16 protein-coding genes and 1 pseudogene are annotated in these 22,419 nt (G+C 55.2%); 12 read left to right on the forward strand and 5 right to left on the reverse strand.

The annotated features are described in order from the left end of the window. Window positions 1–59: 59 nt before the first annotated feature. A complete protein-coding gene (locus tag AC4G46_RS02965; RefSeq protein WP_491126619.1) occupies window positions 60–1,103 on the reverse strand; it encodes an alpha/beta hydrolase in 1,044 nt (347 codons plus the stop codon). A 227-nt stretch (window positions 1,104–1,330) separates the two neighbouring features. Between AC4G46_RS02965 and AC4G46_RS02970 the strand changes: the two genes are divergently transcribed. Together AC4G46_RS02970 and AC4G46_RS02975 are read left to right on the forward strand one after the other, a co-directional pair. Further along, a complete protein-coding gene (locus AC4G46_RS02970; protein WP_491126620.1) occupies window positions 1,331–2,074 on the forward strand; it encodes an IclR family transcriptional regulator in 744 nt (247 codons plus the stop codon). Between the two features lie 1,742 nt (window positions 2,075–3,816). Continuing rightward, window positions 3,817–4,017: pseudogene (locus AC4G46_RS02975) on the forward strand (response regulator transcription factor); the annotation flags it as partial. Between the two features lie 71 nt (window positions 4,018–4,088). On the opposite strand, the gene acnA reads toward AC4G46_RS02975, so the two are convergent. Then, the gene (gene acnA / locus AC4G46_RS02980; protein ID WP_491126621.1) at window positions 4,089–6,833 is read right to left on the reverse strand and encodes an aconitate hydratase AcnA; all 2,745 of its coding nucleotides are present in this window, start codon (window positions 6,831–6,833) and stop codon (window positions 4,089–4,091) included. A gap of 333 nt (window positions 6,834–7,166) precedes the next feature. Here acnA and AC4G46_RS02985 point away from each other — a divergent pair, with 333 nt between their 5' ends. The 8 genes from AC4G46_RS02985 to def all read left to right on the forward strand — a co-directional run bounded on the left by AC4G46_RS02985 (window position 7,167) and on the right by def (window position 14,068). Further along, window positions 7,167–8,195 carry an amidase domain-containing protein gene (locus AC4G46_RS02985; RefSeq protein ID WP_491126622.1) on the forward strand — a complete coding sequence of 343 codons (1,029 nt, stop codon included), beginning with the start codon at window positions 7,167–7,169 and terminating at the stop codon, window positions 8,193–8,195. A gap of 19 nt (window positions 8,196–8,214) precedes the next feature. Beyond that, window positions 8,215–9,306, forward strand: coding sequence for a D-alanine--D-alanine ligase (locus tag AC4G46_RS02990; protein ID WP_491126623.1), 1,092 nt, complete (start codon window positions 8,215–8,217; stop codon window positions 9,304–9,306). Between the two features lie 56 nt (window positions 9,307–9,362). Then, entirely contained in the window at window positions 9,363–9,680 is a 318-nt protein-coding gene (locus tag AC4G46_RS02995; protein WP_039869572.1) for a hypothetical protein, read from the forward strand. Then, complete coding sequence (uvsE, locus tag AC4G46_RS03000; protein WP_491126624.1) at window positions 9,677–10,684, forward strand: UV DNA damage repair endonuclease UvsE; 1,008 nt, start codon at window positions 9,677–9,679, stop codon at window positions 10,682–10,684. Before AC4G46_RS02995 ends, uvsE begins: the two co-directional genes overlap by 4 nt. A gap of 130 nt (window positions 10,685–10,814) precedes the next feature. Then, on the forward strand, window positions 10,815–11,699 hold the full coding sequence (locus tag AC4G46_RS03005) for an inositol monophosphatase family protein (protein WP_491126625.1): 885 nt from the start codon (window positions 10,815–10,817) through the stop codon (window positions 11,697–11,699). Between the two features lie 15 nt (window positions 11,700–11,714). Next, window positions 11,715–12,011 carry a hypothetical protein gene (locus tag AC4G46_RS03010; protein WP_491126626.1) on the forward strand — a complete coding sequence of 99 codons (297 nt, stop codon included), beginning with the start codon at window positions 11,715–11,717 and terminating at the stop codon, window positions 12,009–12,011. 111 nt (window positions 12,012–12,122) lie between these two features. Further along, window positions 12,123–13,412, forward strand: a complete 1,290-nt coding sequence (locus AC4G46_RS03015) for a stalk domain-containing protein (RefSeq protein WP_491126627.1) — start codon at window positions 12,123–12,125, stop codon at window positions 13,410–13,412. A 98-nt stretch (window positions 13,413–13,510) separates the two neighbouring features. Then, complete coding sequence (gene def / locus AC4G46_RS03020) at window positions 13,511–14,068, forward strand: peptide deformylase (protein WP_491128775.1); 558 nt, start codon at window positions 13,511–13,513, stop codon at window positions 14,066–14,068. 70 nt (window positions 14,069–14,138) lie between these two features. On the opposite strand, the gene AC4G46_RS03025 is transcribed toward def, so the two are convergent. Then, window positions 14,139–15,458 (reverse strand): glutamate-1-semialdehyde 2,1-aminomutase, encoded by a 1,320-nt coding sequence (locus AC4G46_RS03025; RefSeq protein ID WP_491126628.1) that lies wholly within the window; start codon window positions 15,456–15,458, stop codon window positions 14,139–14,141. Window positions 15,459–15,550: 92 nt separating this feature from the next. Beyond that, complete coding sequence (locus tag AC4G46_RS03030) at window positions 15,551–16,603, reverse strand: LCP family protein (protein ID WP_491126629.1); 1,053 nt, start codon at window positions 16,601–16,603, stop codon at window positions 15,551–15,553. Between the two features lie 131 nt (window positions 16,604–16,734). On the opposite strand from AC4G46_RS03030, the gene bcp reads away from it, so the two are divergent. Beyond that, entirely contained in the window at window positions 16,735–17,202 is a 468-nt protein-coding gene (bcp, locus tag AC4G46_RS03035) for a thioredoxin-dependent thiol peroxidase (RefSeq protein ID WP_491126630.1), read from the forward strand. A gap of 118 nt (window positions 17,203–17,320) precedes the next feature. Then, on the forward strand, window positions 17,321–21,604 hold the full coding sequence (locus AC4G46_RS03040; RefSeq protein WP_491126631.1) for an acyl-CoA dehydratase activase-related protein: 4,284 nt from the start codon (window positions 17,321–17,323) through the stop codon (window positions 21,602–21,604). A 93-nt stretch (window positions 21,605–21,697) separates the two neighbouring features. On the opposite strand, the gene AC4G46_RS03045 is transcribed toward AC4G46_RS03040, so the two are convergent. Then, window positions 21,698–22,399, reverse strand: coding sequence for a DinB family protein (locus AC4G46_RS03045; protein WP_491126632.1), 702 nt, complete (start codon window positions 22,397–22,399; stop codon window positions 21,698–21,700). Between the last annotated feature and the right edge of the window lie 20 nt (window positions 22,400–22,419).

Here is a 22,419-nt window from a genome sequence, read left to right on the forward strand (position 1 = left end):
AAAAACGTGCAGAGCTGTATAGATACATTTCTGCACGTTGGTATAGGGGCTTCTGTCTGTTATTTGCTTGCTGTGGAGGTTGGGCTGCTACTCTCCAGTGACTGGGCCAGCTGCACATTGCCGAGAAAAGCGGAGACACGGCGCAGATACTCGCGCGGATGCTCCCGGAACAGCAGCTCATGGTGACTGTCCTCAATAATCCAGGAATCGGAGTAAGGATTGCTCTGGTTGGCTGCCAGCTCCTCGGCAATCGGGTATGGAGCCTTGTCATCCTTCGTGCCGTGCATGAACAGGATCGGGAACGGATAATCCTCTTTTTTCACCTTGGCGTAAGGAATCTGGTTGAGTCCGGTTCCGTTCAGCACCGGGAACAGCAGCTCCATGATCTCCAGGGAAGGCTGGCGCGGAAGATCAATGTTTTGCTTAATATTATGGTACAGCGTATCCGGCTCCAGCAGGAAGGTGCTGTCCAGTATCATAGCATCGACGTCCTTGGTAACAAGCCCGGCCTGAAGCGCAGTGCCTGCGCCCATCGAGAAGCCCCATACAACAATCTCCCTGGCTCCCCGCTCCTTGGCAAAGTTAATGGCGCCGAGCAGCTGCTGGGATTCTTTTTTACCCCCTGTAGCAATATCCTTGTTAATCTGGGAAGCGAAGCCGTAGTCGAACATGACGACGTTGAAGTTCAGGCTGTGCGCGTAGTGGGCCAGATCATACATCGGAACCCAGGTCTCCTCGCGGTTGGCGCCGTAGCCGTGGCTGAATACGATCGTCTTGGTTGAACCTTCAGACGGAATGTACCAGCCCTGCATCGTCCGGCTGCCATCCTGTGCCGGGAAGTTCACATCCTCATATTCCAGTCCCTTGGCAATCATAGGTGTGGAATAGAGGGGGGCTACCGTGGGGTTGGACAGCACCCAGGCAATATAGCCATGCAGTGCGATGAAGCAGAAGACAAAAAAGAAAAAGACCGATAACAGCAACGCCACAATAATATGTTTGACACGGATCATCCGCAGAGAAATCTGATGTGCTGCACCTGGCTTTTGTTTATCAGGCTTGTGTGAGACCGGCGGGCCGGTACGGAGTGTTGCCAGATCCATATTTTCAACTCCCAAAAAGAATAATTCATATATTTAATCGTAGGTTGATGCCCCTGCAAAGTCAATGAATTAGCCGCTTTTGTAATCTAAATGTAAACTGAGCTCCAGCCTTTTCCGGGCCTGTTATTATGCTGGACTTTCTCTGGAGTTTTGCTCTAAGATAGAGTTGACTATGTAGAATAATGTAACCGGGTTTCATATAATGAAACAGGTAAGGGGAGAAGACCGTGGAGGACCGGAAACTGACTGTTCGCGCTGTTGAAAGGGCGCTGGATATATTACTTTGCTTTACCCAGGAGAGCGATTTAAGCCTGACGGAAATTGCCGGAAAAATCAGCCTGCACAAGAGTACAGTGCACCGGCTGCTGACAACACTTGAGGAAAAAGGGTTCCTGCTGCGCAATGAAGCGACGGATAAATACAGGCTTGGCATCCGGATTTGGGAGCTGTCCACCCATTTGCCGACGCTTGATGAGCCTGCGGTGCTGCTGCTTCCGGCGATGGAGCGGCTGCGTGACCGGCTCGGCGAGACAGTCAGCCTCTATCTGCGCGATGACCTCGAGCGTGTGCGTATCCAGGCTGTCCAGAGCCACCAGGCTATCCGCCGTGTGGCGCAGATCGGAGCCCGGCTGCCGCTGTCTGTGGGCGCATCCAGCAAGGTTCTTGCCGCTTATGCGCCATCGGAGGTCCAGGTGCGCCTGCTGGCGGACCCTGCCTGGCCGGAGAGCGTCGACCGCAGCCTCTATCTGGAGCAGCTCAGGGAGATCACCCGCTGCGGGTATGCGACCAGCTTTGAAGAGCGGGAGCCCGGTGCGGCTGCAGTAGCGGTGCCGATTATAGGCCGCAGCGGCAAGGTGGTCGCGGCGCTGTCCCTTTCGGGACCAGTCAGTCGGCTGTCGCGGGAGACGCTGGAGGAATATGCGGTCATTCTGGCAGCAAATGCTGCCGAAATGGGCTTAATGATCGGATAGCCGGGAATCGGCTCCGATCCCGGATTACCGTTATGAAAGCGGTTTATTTGGTTAAATAAACAGTAAAGCTAAGGTAAAACCGGAGTGAAATGGCAAACGGGCAACAGTATCCGGCATGCTCATAAATTGAAAATGAAAAATTGTATCTCTGCCCAAAATGAACTATGATAAAAAGCTATATATAGAAAGTAGGAAGTGGCGATAGTATTGCGCATTTATAAGTTCTTTGATAATTCCGGGCATGGGGTGATTCTATGAACACAGGAGTACCCGATTCTTTGATGGAAGAAATGCAGCAGCTGCAGGATATGTTCGCAGCAGCAATGGATCAGGCGATAATGCTCACCGATCAGGAGGGTGACATGATTACAAGCTCTTCGGCCGGCGGCAGGAATAACAGAGAAAGGCTGAATTTACTGCGGGATGCCTTGCAGACTCAGGGCCGGATGCTGCAGCAGTTGGAGGGAATGACCGGTCCTGCCGTCCTGGAGTGGGTTCCGGGACTGAATCTTGTAGTCATTCCGCTGGCAGCAGGCTACGGGCAGATGTACTATCTGTGGTCAGGGTTATACATGGAGCCAGGCACGCGGGAGCAGGTGCAGGCACTATTAGGGGAACGGATGCGGGCCGGCCTCGGTGAACTGCCGGAATGCGGCAGGGAGCAGCTTGCCGGCATCAGGAAGCGCATCGCAGTGCTCGCCAGTACCATGGGCAAGCTGCTGTGCCAGGCACAGCCGGGCACGGAAGGGGCCCTGCGTCTAAAGGAAGCGGCAGTCCAGCTCCAGCATGCCGGGTCGCTTCAGGAGCTGGGGACGCTTCTGCTTGATGTGGTGACGGGTCTGCCCGTTCTGCTGTCTTCGGTGCTGGTGCATTTCCAGACAGGGGAGCATGCCGCTCATACATACTACGCCAGAGGCTGGGCACCGGAATCTCAAGAGTACTACGTGAGGGATCTGGAAGCCCGCTATTCGCCTCAAGCCTTTCTGTCATCAGCTATCCTCCGAGAGTCTGAGTCCAAGCAAATGCTGCTCGAATGTCCGCTGCTGTCCGGAAATGAATTCATGGGTGTTCTTTCTGTCGGCTTCAGGCAGCGCAGTGAGGCTGAACAGTGGATGATCCAGCTGGAAACTATCGCGGCGATGGCCGGCACGGCCATCCGCCTGATCGAAAGGGACAGCAGGTACTCCAGGCAGTCTGAAGTATTTCTGGCTAATTTCCGCGATTTTCTCCAGAATAACAATGCACAGCTGTATTATCTTTCACTGGATGCTTCGGAGCTGGCCCGTGATTTCGCACGTTATATGGGGCGTCCGGAAGCTGAAGCTGAATTGCTGAGGCGCGCGTGTCTGCTTGCCCCGTTTCGCAGCCATCTTTTGAGTGAGTATGGTTTCTTCCACAGGGAGATTGAGCTGATTGAACAGGTGAGCCGGCTTCGTCTACAGCATCCGGCGGAAGATAAGCAGGTAATGCCGTTAACGGCTGAGCTGCTTCTGCTTGTTCTGCGGCACATAAGCGGACAGGCGGACCGCGAGCAGCTTGCCGGCCAGCCGCAGAAGTGGATTGACCCGTCCCGGTTCATTCTGGAGCCTGATGCGGCAGATGCAGTCGAGGATGAACCGCTGTCCTCGTTCCGGCAGTTTCTGCGAAGCCGTACCGATTCCCGGCCCAAGAAACGGGTTGTGAACGGGTCGAGGCTGCTGGACAGTGCGGCGCTGACGCTTTCCAAGGAGGAATGGGGCATATCCCCGCGCGAGGAAGAGGTGCTGGAGCTGATAGTGCATGGCAAAACGAACAAAGAGATTGCCAGTGCCCTGTTCATCAGTGAGCATACCGTCAAAAACCATCTGAGCCGGATTTTCAATAAAATGAATGTGACTGACCGCTCGCAGATTATTGCCCTTATTTATAAACGGATCCTGAATTCCGAACGAATTGAAATCTGATACACCAAAAGCCCCCGGTGCTCTTGAAGAGCGCCGGGGGCTTTTGGTTATTTCAGGCTATGCAGCTGTTCTTATTCTACAGGTAATGCCGTTTCCGAAGCGGTAGCATCAGCCAGCATCTGGCGGAGTACCGTCTGAAGAATACCGCCATTGCGGTAGTAGTCTATATCCACAGTGCTGTCCAGGCGGGCAATAACCGGGAACTCGAACTGTGTGCCGTCTTCACGGGTGGCTGTAACGGTTAGCTCCTGCCCCGGAAGCACATAGTTGTCGAGGCCGGTAATATTGAAGGTCTCGCGTCCGGTCAGCCCCATGCTGCTCCAGCCGTGGCCTTCCTGGAACTGCAGCGGCAGTACGCCCATACCGACCAGGTTGCTGCGGTGAATCCGCTCGAAGCTCTCGGCGATAACCGCCTTGACGCCCAGGAGCAGTGTGCCTTTGGCTGCCCAGTCACGGGAGCTGCCTGTGCCGTATTCCTTGCCGGCAATAACGACCAGATTCTGGCCGGCCGACTGGTACAGCATGGAAGCATCGTAGATGGACATGACTTCTTCGCTAGGCAGGAAGGTGGTCACGCCGCCCTCTGTGCCCGGAGCAACCGCGTTGCGGATACGGATGTTGGCGAACGTACCGCGCATCATCACCTCATGGTTCCCGCGGCGTGAGCCGTAGGAGTTAAAGTCAGCGCGTTCCACACCGTGGCTGCGCAGGTATTCCCCGGCAGGACCTGATGTAGAGATATTGCCGGCCGGCGAGATGTGGTCAGTAGTGACGGAATCGCCCAGCAGTGCCAGCACGCGCGCATTGTTAATATCCTTGATGTCGCTGACTCCGTCCGCCAGATTCTCGAAGAACGGCGGATTCTGGATGTAGGTGGAATTGTCATCCCACTCATACAGCTCGCCTTCCGGTACAGGAATCGCATTCCAGCGCTCATTGGCGGTGAACACATTCTCATATTTACGGCGGAACATTTCCGGACTGAGCGACAGCCCGATTGCTTCGCGGATCTCGGCAGACGTCGGCCAGATGTCTTTCAGGAAGACAGGCTCGCCCTGCGGATCATAGCCAAGCGGCTCCGTCTGCAGATCGATATTAACCGTACCGGCCAGGGCATAAGCCACAACGAGCGGAGGTGAAGCCAGATAGTTGGCTTTGACCTGGGCGTGCACGCGGCCTTCAAAGTTACGGTTACCGGATATAACGGCGGCTACTGTCATATCATTGTCAGTGATGGCCTGGCTGACTTCATCCGGCAGCGGACCGGAGTTGCCGATACAGGTAGCGCAGCCGTATCCGGCCAGGTAGAAGCCCAGCGCTTCCAGTGGCTTCAGCAGATCGGCCTTTTCCAGGTATTCGGTAACGACGAGGGAGCCCGGGGTCAAGCTGCTTTTTACATAACCCGGTTTGGTCAGGCCCCGCTCCACAGCCTTCTTGGCGAGCAGCCCCGCACCGAGCATAACGCTTGGGTTGGAGGTATTCGTACAGCTGGTAATTGCAGCGATAACAACGGCTCCTGTACCCATCTTGCTGGTGGTTCCGTTCTTGTGCTGCACTTCAACCACTTCGGCGATCTTCTCATCGCTGAGGCCGTAGCCGCCTTTATCGACAGGCGTACGGATGATGCCTTCAAAATTCTCTTTCATGTGCGACAGCTCTACACGGTCCTGCGGACGCTTAGGTCCAGCCAGGGACGGAACAACGGACGCCAGATCAAGCTCGATGACATCGCTGAATTGCGGATCAGGTGTATCAGCAGTACGGAACATACCTTGGGCTTTATAGTAATCCCCGACCAGCTCAACCAGCTCATCCGGACGGCCGGTGCTGCGCAGATAGGCCAGCGTCTCTTCGTCTACCGGGAAGAAGCCGATAGTTGCACCGTATTCAGGAGCCATATTAGCGACAGTAGCACGGTCAGCGAGGCTGATGTTAGCCAGACCCGGGCCGTAGAATTCTACGAATTTGCCGACAACGCCCTTCTTGCGCAGCATCTGGGTAACAGTCAGCGCCAGGTCGGTTGCCGTAGCACCTTCCACCAGGCTGCCGGTAAGCTTGAAGCCTACAACCTCAGGTGTGACAAAATACAGCGGCTGTCCCAGCATCCCTGCCTCAGCCTCGATCCCGCCGACACCCCAGCCGACGACGCCCAGGCCGTTGATCATGGTTGTGTGGGAGTCGGTTCCGACAAGGGAATCCGGATAGACTACGGTTTCACCGTCAACGGTCTTGGTAGCCGCTACGGAAGCGAGGTACTCCAGATTGACCTGATGCACAATTCCGGTTGCCGGAGGAACGGCACGGAAATTGTTGAATGCGGTCTGCGCCCAGCGCAGGAAGCGGTAGCGCTCTTCATTCCGTTCAAATTCAACGTTCATATTATAATCAAGCGCATCGGCCGTGCCGAATGCATCAACCATGACGGAATGGTCAATAACAAGATCTACAGGAACCAGCGGATTGATCTTCTTAGGGTCTCCGCCAGCCTTCTTGACGGTATCGCGCATGGCTGCAAGGTCAACTACGACCGGTACGCCGGTGAAATCCTGCAGCACGATGCGTGCCGGAATAAACGGAATTTCCTTGTTGCGGTCGATGCCGCCGGACCAGCCGGCCAGCTGCTTCACATGCTCTTCCGTGATGGCACGCCCGTCATATTGGCGGACAGCAGCCTCCAGCAGCACTTTGATGGAAAAAGGCAGGGAGGAAATGTCGCCTGCACCTTGTTGTTCGAGGGAATTCAGATCATAGTAACGGTAAGTTTTTCCGCCTGATTCCAGGCTCTTGGACAGCGAAAAATGATCCTTGCTTGGCATATATGCGCCTCCTTGTTTCATCTGGTGAAACTCCATTTCAAATTGCTTATATTTAAAGTATAACGGTTACATAGATGAGAGTAAAGTTTTTTTTGCTGTTTTATCCGCCCGGTTTGGCATGGGCTGCAGCCGGTTTTCCGGTGTTGTCGCATATGTTTTTTGTCCACTATAACGGGATTTGGCCTGACATTGCAAACAGCCTCTGACAGCTCGTGGGGAAGCTGCCTGTCTGGCGGACCATTTTCCCCGCTCCCGCCTGTTTCCGCCTGTATAGCGGCTCCTTTTCGTTCATATACATAGGACAGCAGCCAAATAGGGAGAGGCGGGTATGCAATGGAGCAGGAATGGAAAAAAAGTCTGTACGCTTATGTGGATCTGTTGAACAAAGGTCGGGTCGCTCCGGGATATGCGCAGGTTCAGGGCACCGTAAAGGATGCCCGTTTCCACAAAATGCATGGCGAGCGTTCACGCCGCATTGCGCAGTGGTATGAACGGCGCAGCATTACGCCGCTTCGCGGCGAGACCGGGGTGCGGACACTGCGGACTGTGCGGCAGAACCCCGGTGAGCTTGTAGCCGATGTGGCCCTGCACAGTGCACTTTATTATGAAAAGGGCGGAATTACCCACCGCGAGGATAAAATTGAATCTGAACGGCTGACCTTTGTGCGCACAGGGAGCAGCTGGGAGATCGTGAACATTGAGCGCAGCGTGCCTGAGCGCAATTCCCTGCGGAGGGCGGCTGAGGCGGAACCGGCAGTCCGGCTGTCCCAATGGGGTGAGGTGCTGAAGGCGCCGCAGCCGTCACAGCCGCTGCTTAACCGCAAGATCCTGCGCGGTACTCCCGGGGCCAGAGAGGTGAGGTACCGCCGGGAGGAAGCGGTAGCTTATGCTGACCGCTGGTGGAAGGACGGCAATCCGGAGTTTGAAATTTTTGAGGTGGACTGCACCAATTATGTCTCCCAATGTCTCTTTGCAGGGGAAGCACCGATCAACTATACTGGTAAAAGAGAAACGGGCTGGTGGTACAAAGGCTACAACGGAACCCGGGAATGGTGGAGCTTCAGCTGGGCTGTATCGGACAGTCTGGAGCGGTTTTTGAGCGGGCAGCGCTTAAGCGGTCTTCGTGCAGAGGCCATGGAGCGCCCGGACCAGCTGAGCCTGGGGGATATCATTCAATATGACTGGGACGGCAACGGCCATTTTCAGCACAGCACAATTGTTACCGCCTTTGATGCGGAGGGCATGCCGCTGGTGAATGCCCGGACGGTTTCAAGCCGCCACCGTTATTGGGATTATCGTGATTCCTATGCATGGACCGACAGAACGGCCTACCGTTTTTTTCATATTAATGACTACTTATAATTCAGAAAGAGGTTAGGGCATGGGGAACACAAAATGTACCGTAGGACTGGTGTACGGGGGCAAATCCGGGGAGCACGAGGTATCGCTGCAGACGGCTTTTGCAGTCATGAACGCTTTTAACTACGATAAATATGAAATTATTCCATTTTACATTTCCAAGCAGGGGCTGTGGAAGGTCGGGGAGACGTTAGGTGCCCCGTACAGCAGGATTGAGGATCTGAAGCTGGAAGGACCGGCGGGAGACATGGGCATGGCGCTGAATACTGTTTTCAGCGGGCTGAACGGGGAAGAGAGCATAGTCGATGTCATGTTCCCGCTGCTGCATGGAACCAACGGGGAAGACGGCACCATTCAGGGGCTGTTCGAAATGGCTAACATTCCGTATATCGGAGCAGGCGTTTTGGCTTCTGCAGCGGGTATGGATAAGGTTGTAATGAAGAAGCTGTTCGGTGAAGCGGGACTTGAGCAGTGCAAATACTGTTATTTCAGCGCCTCTGCATGGAAACAGAAAGGCCATGAGCTGATTGTCGGAGTGGAGGATAAACTGGGTTACCCGGTCTTTGTCAAGCCGGCCAATCTCGGTTCAAGCGTAGGTATCTCCAAAGCATCGGATAAAGAGAGCCTGATCAGGGCTGTTGAATTCGCTCTCCGGTATGATACGAAGGTTATTATCGAGGAATTTGTGGATGCCCGTGAGGTGGAAGTAGCCGTACTGGGGAATGAAGAGCCCGAAGCATCGGTTCCGGGTGAAATCGTCTCTTCCGGTGAATATTATGACTATGCGGCCAAGTACATCGACGGCAAGTCGCAGATGCTGATTCCCGCCCCGCTTGATCCGGAAGTGGCCGACCGTCTGCGTGAAGCGGCGCTTCAGGCTTTCCGGTCCATTGAGGGGAGCGGCATTACCCGGGCAGACTTCTTCCTGCGGAAGTCGGACGGCAAAATTTTGATTAATGAAGTGAATACAATGCCGGGCTTCACCCCTTTCAGCATGTATCCGCTGCTGTGGCGGGAGACCGGCGTGTCTTATCAGACGCTCCTGGACCGTATGGTTGAGCTGGCGCTGGAGCGGTACCAGTTCAGACAAGGCCTTAAATACGATAATGAATAATTAATATTAAGCGAAGCGGCGGAGGCAATCCGGCCGGGAAGGAGAATCGAATAGCAATGGGATTTCTATCGGAATTCAATTCAGTCTGCAAGTTCAAGAATGAGCAGGAGCTATACGAACTGCTGGAGTACGGGCGTACCAAGATGGTCAAGCAGGGCTTCCGCGTCTACCCGACCGGCCAGAAGGTGATTGCCTACACGCCTGAGAATGTGGCTGTGGCAATCGTGAAGATTTCCGCCTCCATCGCCGAAATCAATTTTCAGGGCAATGAGGTTACCGCAGTGGAGATGGATCTGGTGCGCAGGCTGAATGAGGAAGAGTCACGGGTGCAGACTGCGCTCGCCTACGAGATGTTTTTCGGGGAAGAAAAATGATTGTCCGTTTCGGTTACGTGGCCATGTCGACTGTCATCAAAGACTGCTCACCCTCCAAGACCATGACTATGGCCAGCTTTAACAAGCTGGATGACCGGGAGGCCGGCCTGCGGCGCCTGGAGCAGATCGCCAGGATGAACCTGCATAACACGCTGCGCCTCCTGAAGCATAATGTCGGCTCGGAGATTAAGGTGTACCGGATGACCTCCAAGCTGATCCCGCTCTCGACCCATCCCGACTTGCAGGACTGGAACCCTTTTACGGCGCTCGCCGGGGAGTTTGCCGAAGTCGGGGAATATATTATTAAGCACGGACTCCGGGTATCGTTTCATCCGGACCACTTCACGGTGCTGAGTACACCCCGCCCCGAGGTGCTGGCCAGCTCCGTCCGTGACCTGCAGTACCATACGGACATGCTGGACGCCCTGGGGCTTAAGGCAACAGCCAAGAACAACATCCATATCGGCGGAGCCTACGGGGACAAGCCTGCTGCGGCAGAGCGCTTCAAAACGCATTTCGCGGGCCTGCCCTCCAGGCTGCAGGAGCGGATGACGCTGGAAAATGATGATAAGACCTTTAATGCCAGGGAGACCTTAGCTGTCTGCCGTCAGCTCGGCCTGCCGATGGTGCTTGATATTCACCACCAGTGGGTGAACAACGAGGGTGAGCTGCCCTGGGAGCTCTGGCCGGACATTCTCGGTACGTGGAAGAGCAGGCTTGCCCTGACGGATGTAGGCCCGGGAGAGCTGCTCCCGCCGAAGATCCATGTCTCCAGCCCGCGCAGCCCGTCCGATCCGCGCAGCCATGCCGACGGGGTGGAGCCGGCGCCGCTGCTTGCTTTTCTGAAGCGGATTGCCGCGGATACACCTGCTGTTGATGTAATGATTGAAGCAAAACTGAAGGACGGAGCGCTGTTCAGCCTGATGGAGGCAATGAAGGAGCTGGCGGAGGCCGGCAATGGAATTACCGTTCTGAGTGGAGCCAGCATCAATGTTGAACCTTAAGCAAGGTTAGACTTGATAAGTGCCCGGAAATAGGGTACGTTGAATGAAACTTAAGCGGCAGGGAGTGTGCTTGCTTAACTTGCAGTGTTTCACGGGAGAGCAATCAAGTTCAAGAAAGCGGAGTGAAGAGATGAATCCTTTGAATTCTGATAAACGGAATGAACGGGAGCCCTATGTGGTAACAAGCAAGGGTTATACGGCGGCAGCGATCAACGCTGCAGCCAAAGCGGGGGAATGGATCAAGAGCAGACAGGGACAAGTGAAGGAACTGGGCAGCAAGACGTCGGCGCAGGATCTGGTTACTGAAGTTGATAAAGGTGTGGAGCAGATGATCCGGCGGCTGATCCTGACCCATTATCCCGACCATGCCATCCTTGGGGAAGAAGGGGTGACTCCCGGTGCAGATGCAGTCACTGCCGCCCTCGAAGAGGGACGCAAGCATGAATATCTGTGGATTGTCGATCCGATTGACGGGACAACCAATTTCGTACACGGTTTTCCTTTCTACTGTGTATCTATTGCCCTGGCGATTAACGGGGAGCTGTCGGTTGGGGTTATTTATGATCCGATCCGCGACGAAATGTTCGTTGCCGAGAAAGGCAAAGGCGCCTATATGCACGGCATCCCGACCGCGGTATCCAAGGAGACGGAGCCTGGCAGCAGCCTGATTGCAATGGGCTTCCCGCCAGACCGCACCTTCGCCCAGCCGGCGAATATGGCCGGCCTGCAGCATATTCTGCCGCAGATCCGCGGCGTCCGTGCCGGTGGCTCGGCTGCCCTGCATCTGGCATATGTTGCAGCAGGCAGGGTGGACGGCTATTGGGAAGTCGGCCTGAGCCCCTGGGATTGCGCTGCAGGCGTGCTGCTGGTGCTTGAATCGGGCGGACGGGTAACGGATACGCTCGGCAATCCGTATGACATCGGTACACGTCATATTGTGGCAAGCAACGGGCAGATCCATGAATTTCTGGTCTCCTCGCTGCAGGAAGCGGAAGCTACGGGATTCAAGCTTTAAGGAGGCAGCTGAAGGATGAATGATTACGATTTGGAGCGCAGGCTGAGTGAAATGCTGAGCGAAATGCTGCAGGAAGGTGAAATGGAGCAGAGCGACCGTACAGCCACGGAGGTCCGCCAGATTTCGCCCAAATACGAAATCCGGATTCAGACTGCACACGACCCGATTGTGGAAGAAACCCTGCGGTACCGCAAGATTGCCCGTGAGCTGGATGACCGTTACGACAAATATCTGAAGCGTTCCGGTATTATTGATCATCGGCCGGATAAAGACGGCAAGCCGGCTTCCGGATCCGGAGGCGGGCAGCAATAGAATAAGGTTAAGCTATGGAGCGGGTTTCCGGTTAACGGGAACCCGCTCTTTTGCTGCAGGCCGTCCAGATGATAGAATGGAATTATAATAATGTAGAGGGGTACGATGCTGATGGCATGGAAAAAACTATGGGCCGCCGGAACAAGCGGCATGCTGCTGTTCACTCTGCTGCTGGGTGCAGGGGCGGAGCAGGCTGATGCTGCTGATACAGCGGCAGGGCAGGGAACGGGGCAGGATGTCTTTCGCATCGTGGCGTTGGGGGATTCCATCACCGCCGGTTATGAGCCGGGGATGACGGATCCGAATACGAAACCTTACGGATATGCAGAGCGGCTGCTGGAGCAGGGCTGGTATCACGGCAGAAGCGCCCTGAACAATTACGGGATTCTTGGTCTGACCTCGGCAGGTTTGCTTAACTACACCGGGGCTATCAAGAACGGCGCCGTTATCCCGGCTGACGGTATTCAGGCAGGCCTGCCCGATCCGCGGATCAGCCAGTTTGCGCAGCTGACACCGCAAATCAAAACTGAGCTTGCGGATGCTGATCTGATTACCATTACAATCGGCGGCAATGACGTCAGCAGCCTGTTTCTGAAGGTGAAGGAGCTGCCCTCTGCCGATTTCGAAGCCCAGCTGGAGCAGCGGCTGACGGCATACACCACCAATGTAAAGGCGGCACTGGAGAATATCCGGGCGGTCAATCCTGCTGCAACCATATTGCTTGCGGATCAATACCAGCCGGCTCCCAAAATCGCCCTCGGCGCCAATTATGCCACACTGATGGGTGCCGCGGAACGGTTCACGGCAGCTGCGGATAGCGTCACTGCCAGCCTGAATACGGCGGCAGCCCCGGTAGTTACAGCTCATGTTGCTGCCCGGTTCGCTGGAGTCGAGGCATCGCTGACCCATATTATTGGTGCAGGCGCAGCAGATTTTCATCCAACCCAATTGGGCTATGAGAAAATAGCCAGAGTGTTTGCCGAGCTGGAGTGGGGAGAATACCGTACACCTTCAGCTATAGCAATGACAGGTGCTGCGGCGGTTCCGATGTCGATCGTTGTAAAAGGGGTGGAGCTGAATACCCCGAATAAGCCTATATTGAAGAATGGCCAGAACTTCCTGGCCTTGAAGGATATTCTCAATGCGGTAGGCGCCACGGGTAAATGGGACAACAAAACGTCAAGTGCAACCATTGTTTACGGCGGACGTACGGTGGTCATAACGATCGGGTCCAAGTTTATCCGGGTTAACGGAGTGAACCAGGCGATTGATACCCCGGCATTTCTGCAAAAAGTAGGAAAAGAGGACAAAACGTATCTGCCGCTCGCTGCACTCGCTACCGGACTTGGTTTTGATGTGAACTACAGCAGCAAGCTGCGCACGGCATTTATTAATCCATAACCGGAACATGATTCTAAAGTAATGGTTAACCAGCCAAAAGCAAAGGTGGATGAATTGCGTTGTCTAGTACAAAATTCAAGGCAGACTATATCATCACGATGGATGATATTATTCGTGAGGGCGATCCCGTGCTCCGCAGCGCAGCTGCGCCGGTAGAGCTTCCGCTTGGGGCGGAGGACCGTGAGACGCTTGCATGCATGCTGCAGTTTCTCAAGAACAGTCAGGACCCGGAGCTGTCAGCCAAATATAAGCTGCGTTCCGGCGTAGGGCTGTCTGCAAATCAGATTGGCGTGGCGAAGCGGATGTTCGTCATGTACTCGAAGGATGAAAAAGGCAGAATCGTTGAGCATGCCTGGGTTAATCCGCGGATAATCAGCCATTCGGTCTCTATGGTCTATCTGCCTGAGAGTGAAGGCTGCTTGTCCGTAGACCGGCCGGTACACGGCTTTGTACCCCGATATGAAACAGTGAAGGTAAAGGGCTTTGATCTGGAGGGGAAGCCGGTTACCCTGAAATTCAAAGGCTATCAGGCCATCATTATCCAGCATGAAATGGATCACCTTGACGGCGTTATGTTCTATGACCGGATTAATCAGGAGAATCCGTTCAAGCTGCCGCAGGATGTGGAAATCCGCAGCCTGTATGACCTGAAATAGTCATACAAATAACCCGCTGCCGGGGAGGCGGCGGGTTATTTGTATGGAACCGGTTATATTAACGGACAGATTATTTGTTCTCTGCCGCCATAGCCTGGAAGGACGCTTCAGCCGCTTCCAGGGTAGCATCAATATCAGCATCCGTGTGTGCCGTGGTCAGGAACCAGGCCTCGTATTTGGACGGGGCGAGGTTGATGCCGCGGTTAAGCATATGACGGAAAAAGCTGGCGAACAGCTCGCTGTCGGTATCCTGCGCTTCGTCATAATTCGTAATCGGATGCTCGCAGAAATGGGTGGAGAACGCGCCGCGGATGCGGTTGATCGTCAGCGGGATGCCGTGGCGGCCGGCGGAGGCCTGCAGCCCTTCGGTCAGGCGGATGGCCAGGCGCTCCATTTCATCGTAGACACCCTCTGCGCTAAGCACTTCCAGACAGGCGATTCCTGCCGAGATGGAGGCAGGGTTGCCGGCCATCGTTCCGGCCTGATAGGCCGGTCCCAGCGGAGCAACCTGCTCCATAACATGCTTGCGGCCGCCGTAAGCGCCAATCGGCAGTCCGCCGCCGATGATTTTGCCCAGTGCGGTCAGGTCCGGTGTGATGTCCTCATGATTATCAAGACCGGCGTAGGTCTGGGTGGAGCCGTAATGGAAGCGGAAAGCGGTAATGACCTCGTCATAAATGACGAGTGAGCCGTTATCGTGAGCCAGCTTGCACAGCCCTTCAAGGAAGCCGGGCTTCGGCATAACCATACCGAAATTGCCGACAATGGGCTCAACCATAACCGCAGCAACATCCTCGCCCCACTTCTCCAGTGCTTCGCGCAGCCCGTCCAGGTCATTGAAGGGCACGGTGATAACTTCCTGGGCGATGCTGCCCGGGACACCGGCGCTGTCCGGAATGCCGAGCGTGGAAGGGCCGGAGCCGGCGGCAACCAGCACCAGATCGGAGTGGCCGTGATAGCAGCCGGCAAATTTTACGATTTTGCTGCGTTTGGTGTAGGCACGGGCAACGCGGATGGTAGTCATTACAGCCTCGGTACCGGAGTTGACGAAGCGGACCTTATCCATCGAAGGGATGGCTTCCTTGAGCATCTTGGCCAGCTTGATCTCAAGCTGGGTCGGCGTTCCGTACAGAATGCCGTTCTGCGCAGCTTCTGTGATTGCTGCAGTGATGTGGGGATGGGCATGGCCGGTAATGATCGGACCATATGCCGCAAGATAATCAATGTATTCGTTGCCGTCCTCATCCCAGAAGCGGGAGCCGCTGGCGCGCTTCATGAATACGGGGGCGCCGCCGCCGACAGCCTTGAAGGAACGGGACGGGCTGTTAACCCCGCCGACAATATGCTGGAGGGCTTCCTGGTATAACTGTTCTGAATTACTGCGTGTCATCAAAATCATCCTTTCTTATGTACGGGCATGGGAACGGGCGAACAACGGGGAATTCCGCTGTCCGCCCGTCCTTTGGCCGAGTGGGGAACTGCTTAGTGGGTTTCAGCTGTTGCAGAAGGGCTGCTCTCCGGAGATGCCTCCGGTGTTGCCGTCGGCTCCGGTTCGGCCATTGCATCCTGCACGAACTGCTTCAGCTCTTCTTCGCTCTTGAACCCGATGACCGAAGCGCCGCCGCTGGTTCTTTCTTCGGTCAGCAGGTCCATGGGCGGAATCTGCTCGCTGCCGCCCATGGAGCTGTCATAACCGACGGTGCCCAGCTTCCACATATCATTCATGTCCAGGTTCGTATCAATGAAAGGGGTAACCTGGGACAGGATCGATGGAAGCTTTATAATGGAGGTTGTGCTGATTACCTTATCTGCTACGGCCTTCAGGAAGCCGCGCTGGCGCTCTGTCCGGGTGAAATCGGAGGTTGCGTCATGACGGAAGCGCACATATTGCAGCGCCATACTGCCGTCGAGATGCTGGAAGCCTTTTTTAAGATCGATGTCGTATTCGGGTCCGTCAGCTATGGTCTTGTAGACCATGTCCTTCTCGACCTCATAATCCACACCGCCGACTGCATCAACCAGCGCTATGAAGCCCTGGAAATCTGTATATACATAATACTGAACCGGGATGCCGAGCAGATCGCTTACGGTCTGCATCGCTACCTCGGGACCATGTGTAATTGCTGTGTTAATGCGCTCCTTGCCAAAGCCGGGAATGTCCACATAGGTGTCACGGAGAATGGAAAACACATAGAACTTCTTCTTAACCGGATCCAGAGAGGCAACCAGCATGGTATCTGAGCGCGGAACTTCGCCTTTCTTCACTCCGCGTGCATCGACGCCCATAAGGAGGATGTTAACAGGCTCGGTGCCTTCCCATTCAGGAGGCTGCTCTACTTCAGCTGATGGTGTAGGAACGGCTGCAAAAGGTGAATCCTCTCCAGTCTTATGCAGGTTGTCCAGCTGGGTGTAAAGACTGGTAAAGTAGTAAGCGGCGCCGCCGGCAATCAGGAGAAGTATAATGGCCAGAGTCCAGAGCAGCGGTTTCTTTTTTGACTTGCCGGCTTTTGCGTGCCGGTTCTTTCTTGGAGGCATTTCGTTCTTCCTTTCGCATTCACATTCTCTACATTATAATTTCTTTTAGGAATACAAGCAATTTCGGAATATTTCACCAAAATGTTTAGCACAATCGTAAAGCAAAGCAACGGATTAGGAGTGGTATACATATGACGAAACCAATCGAAATCGGACAGCAGGTCCCTGACTTCACGCTTCCTGCCTCCACAGGCGGCGACATCAGCCTGAGTCAGTATCTTGGGCGTAAGGTGCTGCTTTATTTTTATCCCAAAAATATGACCCCCGCCTGTACCCAGGAGGCCTGCGAATTCCGTGACGCCCATGATGAGATTTCCGCCCGGGGAGCGGTCCTGCTGGGGATCAGCCCGGACAGCCTGGCCTCACACGGCAAGTTCACAGAGAAGAACAGCCTGCCGTTTCCGCTATTGTCGGATGAAGAGCACCGGGTAAGTGAAATGTTCGGCGTGTGGCAGCTCAAAAAGCTGTACGGCAAGGAATTTATGGGGATTGTGCGCTCAACCTTCCTGATTGATGAACAGGGAAAACTGGCGGCAGAGTGGCGTAAAGTCCGTGTTAAAGGCCATGTGGAAAAGACATTGGAAGAGCTTGCGAAATAATTAGTATGCTGGTAAAGATTTGAAATTGTCTGTAACTTTTTTAACAGCCTCTATAAGGCGCTCTCATGATATAGTTGCCTCATATTACTTCAAATTTGGGGCATGGCAAGGGGATGGCATGATGATGCGTATAGGGCTTGATGTCGGATCAACTACGGCCAAATTGGTTGTTATGGAACGAAATACCATTGTTTATCAAGACTATGTCAGACATTTCAGTGATATAAAAAAAGCCGCCCTGTCCCTCCTGTCCGATGTCCGGGACAGGTTTCCGGACAGGAAGGCGGCACTCGCTGTAAGCGGTTCCTCGGGGATGTCCCTGTCCAAGCTTGGCGGAATCCCCTTTGTACAGGAGGTCATTGCCTGCACTAAAGCGATCAGTGAGCTGATCCCGCAGTGCGACACGGCAATTGAACTTGGCGGGGAGGATGCCAAGATTATTTATTTAAACGGCGGGATCGAGCAGCGGATGAATACTGCCTGTGCAGGAGGCACAGGGGCGTTCATCGATCAGATGGCTGCGCTGCTTCAGACGGACCCGGGCGGCCTGAATGCGCTCGCTGAGCAGCATGAGCGGATCTATCCGATTGCTTCCCGCTGCGGGGTGTTCGCCAAAAGTGACGTGCAGCCGCTGCTTAATGAAGGGGCGCGGCGTGAGGATATCGCCGCTTCGATCTTCCAGAGCATTGTGAACCAGACGATCAGCGGTCTGGCCTGTGGCCGTCCGATCCGCGGCCGGGTGGCTTTTTTGGGCGGTCCGCTGACCTTCCTGCCTGTGCTGCGGGAGCTGTTCGCGAAGACACTGGGGCTTAGCGAGGGGGAGGTGCTGTTTCCGGAGCGCTCCCAGTATTTTGTGGCTATCGGCTCGGCGCTCTCGAAGGCGGAGCCGCTTGTTCTGCCGCTGGCAGACTGGATTTCCCGGATCGCCGCAGTCGATTTCAAGGCTGACCGCGCCGAGGATGCCGAGCTGCCGCCTTTGTTCGAGACGGCCGGAGATCTGGCCGAATTCCGGCAGCGCCATGGCAGGGCTGCAGTCAAGCGTGCCGAACTGGCGGATTACAGCGGACCCTGCTACCTGGGCATCGACGCAGGATCGACAACCACCAAGCTGGTTATCACCGGCAGCGATGATCAGATACTGTACACCTCTTACGGAAGCAACAAGGGTAATCCGCTGCAGTCGGTCAGTGATGCACTGAAGGAAATCTACCGGCTGCTGCCGGAGGATTGTTATATCGCCGGCTCATATGCGACCGGATACGGCGAAGGCCTGATTAAGGCTGCGCTGCGGACAGACGGCGGTGAGGTAGAGACGGTAGCCCATTATAAGGCAGCCTCTAAATTTATGCCTGAGGTTGATTTCATTCTCGATATCGGCGGACAGGATATGAAGTGCATCAAGATCCGCGGAGGAGCAATCGACAGCCTGATGCTGAACGAGGCCTGCTCGGCGGGATGCGGCTCTTTTCTGGAGAGCTTCGCCTCCGCCCTGGAGCTGGGCATTGCCGAATTTGCCATGGCTGCACTGGAATCAAGCAAGCCGGTTAACCTCGGCTCACGCTGCACCGTATTCATGAACTCCAAAGTGAAGCAGGTACAGAAGGAAGGCGCTTCGCTGGCCGATCTCTCAGCCGGCCTGGCGTACTCGGTGATTAAGAATGCCCTGCAAAAGGTCATAAAAATCCGGAATAGCGAGGATCTGGGGCGCAATATTATTGTGCAGGGCGGAACCTTCTATAATGAGGCTGTGCTGCGGGCATTTGAGATGCTGACCGGCAGAACAGTGGTGCGGCCGGACATTGCCGGAGTCATGGGTGCCTACGGCTGCGCGCTGCTGGCCAAGGAACAGGCCGTTCCCGGCGGAGTGAGCTCGCTGCTCGGGCCGGAGGAGCTTGAGGCCTTTACCTATCAGGTTTCTCCGGGCCGCTGCGGATTGTGCGCCAACAACTGCGCACTGACAATCAGCCGCTTCCCGGACAAGAGCTTCCATGTGACCGGCAACCGCTGTGAACGCGGTGCAGGCGGCAAGAAGACCAAGAACACGCTGCCCAATCTGATGCAGTATAAGTATGAACGGTTTTTTGATTATGAAGGGCTGCCTGAAGAGCAGGCAGAACGTGGTGTTGTAGGCCTCCCAAGGACGATGAACATGTTCGAGAACTACCCGTTCTGGCATACCTTTTTCACCCGTTTACGTTACCGCACGGTCCTGTCCCCCAAATCCAGCAAAAAGCTCTACGAAAGCGGAATGGATACCATTCCTTCCGAGTCGATCTGCTATCCGGCCAAAATGGCCCATGGTCATGTGCAGAGCCTGGTCGGCAAAGGGGTAGACTTTATCTTCTATCCGGCGGTTGTTTATGAGAAAAAGGAAGACGATGCGGCGACGAACCACTTCAACTGTCCGGTGGTCGCCTCCTATCCCGAGGTCATCCGCAACAATATGGACAGCCTGAAGGAAAAGGGTGTCCCGCTGGTCAGCCCGTTCCTGACCTTTGACGATATTAATGCCCTGACCAAAGGACTGATGAAGACCTTTACCGACATTCCGCGGGAAGAGATTGCGGCGGCTGTTCAGGCGGGGCTGGCTGAAGCGGAGCACGCCAAAAGGGATGTACGCATCAAAGGCGAGGAGACGCTGGTATTCCTCAGCGAGACAGGGACCAAGGGCATTCTCCTGTGCGGGCATCCCTATCACGCTGATCCGGAGATTAACCACGGCATCGCCGATATGATCACCGGTATGGGGCTTGCTGTGCTTACCGAGGATTCGGTCTGCCATCTGGACCGCAGCGAAGGCGACGTGGCGGTGGTTAATCAATGGACCTATCATGCCCGGATGTACCGGGCCGCCCGGCTGGCCTCGGCCCGGAAGGATCTTGAGCTGGTCCAGCTGACCTCCTTCGGCTGCGGCATCGATGCGATTACCTGCGATGCCGTGCAGGAGATCATGGAGCGGCACAACAAGGTGTATACACTGATCAAGATCGATGAGATCAGCAACCTGGGGGCAGCCCGCATCCGGCTGCGTTCGCTGCTGGCTGCAATGCGCGAACGCGAGAAGAGCGAAGTGCTGCCGCAGCTCATGTACAAAACCCAGGCCAATATCACCTTTACCAAAGAAATGAAGGATACCTATACCATTCTGTCGCCGCAAATGTCACCGGTGCACTTTGAACTGTTTGAACGCGTCTTCCGCCATGCCGGTTACCGGCTCAAGATACTGGAGACTACCGGACCGCAGGAGACGGAGGAAGGGCTCCGTTATGTGAACAATGACGCCTGCTATCCGGCCATTGTCACCATCGGGCAAATTCTGTCCGCTCTTAAAGGCGGTGATTATGACCTGAACCGCACAGCGGTCATCATGTCACAGACAGGCGGCGGCTGCCGGGCAACGAATTATATTTCGCTGCTGCGCAAGGCGCTGAAGGACTCGGGGCTGGGTCATATTCCGGTCATCTCGCTGAATGCTTCGGGCATGGAAAACCAGCCCGGCTTCAAGATCAGCCTCAAGCTGGCTAACCGGCTTGTAGCCGCAGCCTGCTACGGCGATCTGATGATGCGGCTGCTGCACCGGTTCCGGCCGTACGAGCAGATTCCGGGCAGCGCCGAAGCGCTATACCGCAAGGGCATGGAGCGCTGCAAGAGCAGCCTGTCGGCCTTCTCCTTCCGGGAATATAAACGGCTGGTCAAGGAGATTGTCGCAGAGTTCTGCAGCCTGCCGGTGCATGATTACGAGAAGCCGAAGGTGGGCATTGTCGGCGAAATTCTGATCAAGTTCCATCCGGATGCCAACAACCGGATCATTGACATGATTGAGGCGGAGGGCGGCGAAGCGGTGATGCCGGACTTCCTGGACTTTATTTTCTACTGCATCTACAATCCGATTTACAAGGCGGAGCAGTTCGGGAAGAGCAAGAAGCTCGGCTATATCAACCCGATGCTGATCTCTTATCTGGAGATTTACCGCAGGCCGGTGAAGGTGGCGCTGGAGGAGGCGGGCCTCGCGAAGAGCCGCGAGAATATTTACGGGCTGGCCGAGAAGGCAAGCCGGCTTGTATCGGTCGGCAACCAGATGGGCGAGGGCTGGTTCCTGACGGCGGAGATGATGGATCTGCTGGACAACGGGGTGAACAACATCGTCTGCATTCAGCCGTTTGCCTGCCTGCCGAATCATATCACCGGCCGCGGCACCATCAAAGGGCTGAAGGAGCTGTACCCGGGAGCGAATATTGCGGCGATTGATTATGATGCCGGGGTCAGTGTAGTGAACCAGGCGAACCGGATCAAGCTGATGATGTCCATAGCAAGTGAGCTGGCTGGCGGTACGAAGGCCAGACAGGCGGCCGGCCGTCTGGGTAAGCCGGTTAAGCTGGGAACCTTCAGCAGCGGGATATGAGCCGGTTCTTTAGGAAGCTAAGGGCTCAACAAAATTACACAAGAAGCGGAGCAGGAAGATTCCCTGCCCCGCTTCTTGTGCTGCCGTTTCACTCTACGGGGAAATCGGCTGCTTCTGCAGCTTCAGCTTAGCCTTCATCGCCTTGTTCAGATGCAGGAAGTTATGCCTGGTGGCCGGCATCAGCACCAGACCGGCTGCGCTTTTGCCGCCCCAGTAATCAAGCAGCCACTGCTCTGAAGCTTTGACAGCCTCCTGATCACTGACCTGTCTAAGCCGTGATGCCTCTACTTTAGTCTTCAGCCCGGCAGCGCTTAGTCCGGAAATAATGGAACGGGTCCGTCCGGCAACGGCCAGCCTGTAGTCTTTTAATGCCCCAAAAGACAGATCCGCACTCAGTTCGGCAATCTCTGCCTCATCCATCCCGTTGCCCGAATGGATGAAACGCGTATTCAGTATCTCCGCAAATCCTCCGCTGTGCAGCACCTGCTCCCGGCCTGCGACGAGAATATTCATCGTGATGTCTTCAATCCGCGCAGCGTGCCACAGATGCCAGGCGATAGAGTTCCTGCTGGCTGGTGTATGTACCGGATAATTGCGGAAGGTCTGCTCTGTGAGGCCGCTTAAAATTTCATCCTCATAAGTCGTTTGCCCGGAAGACTCAGCTCCCGAGGCATACAGCCAGCGGTGCTGTTCCAGAAATAACTCCACAGCCCCAGGGTGCTGATCAGGCCGGGCGAGCATTTCCGTTAGCGCCTTGTGCTTCACATTCCACATTTTCCGCTGCTCAAGATTCAACTTCACCACCTCTTTCCCAA

This window comes from Paenibacillus sp. fava2, from assembly GCF_058313675.1.

Coding starts and splice junctions, on each gene's coding strand:
- AC4G46_RS03025 (WP_491126628.1), bottom strand. CDS start 15,458: ATGACACGCAGTAATTCAGAACAGTTATACCAGGAAGCCCTCCAGCAT.
- AC4G46_RS03010 (WP_491126626.1), top strand. CDS start 11,715: ATGAATGATTACGATTTGGAGCGCAGGCTGAGTGAAATGCTGAGCGAA.
- bcp (WP_491126630.1), top strand. CDS start 16,735: ATGACGAAACCAATCGAAATCGGACAGCAGGTCCCTGACTTCACGCTT.
- def (WP_491128775.1), top strand. CDS start 13,511: ATGGATGATATTATTCGTGAGGGCGATCCCGTGCTCCGCAGCGCAGCT.
- AC4G46_RS03015 (WP_491126627.1), top strand. CDS start 12,123: ATGGCATGGAAAAAACTATGGGCCGCCGGAACAAGCGGCATGCTGCTG.
- acnA (WP_491126621.1), bottom strand. CDS start 6,833: ATGCCAAGCAAGGATCATTTTTCGCTGTCCAAGAGCCTGGAATCAGGC.
- AC4G46_RS02965 (WP_491126619.1), bottom strand. CDS start 1,103: ATGGATCTGGCAACACTCCGTACCGGCCCGCCGGTCTCACACAAGCCT.
- AC4G46_RS02990 (WP_491126623.1), top strand. CDS start 8,215: ATGGGGAACACAAAATGTACCGTAGGACTGGTGTACGGGGGCAAATCC.
- uvsE (WP_491126624.1), top strand. CDS start 9,677: ATGATTGTCCGTTTCGGTTACGTGGCCATGTCGACTGTCATCAAAGAC.
- AC4G46_RS02985 (WP_491126622.1), top strand. CDS start 7,167: ATGGAGCAGGAATGGAAAAAAAGTCTGTACGCTTATGTGGATCTGTTG.
- AC4G46_RS02995 (WP_039869572.1), top strand. CDS start 9,363: ATGGGATTTCTATCGGAATTCAATTCAGTCTGCAAGTTCAAGAATGAG.
- AC4G46_RS03030 (WP_491126629.1), bottom strand. CDS start 16,603: ATGCCTCCAAGAAAGAACCGGCACGCAAAAGCCGGCAAGTCAAAAAAG.
- AC4G46_RS03005 (WP_491126625.1), top strand. CDS start 10,815: ATGAATCCTTTGAATTCTGATAAACGGAATGAACGGGAGCCCTATGTG.
- AC4G46_RS03040 (WP_491126631.1), top strand. CDS start 17,321: ATGATGATGCGTATAGGGCTTGATGTCGGATCAACTACGGCCAAATTG.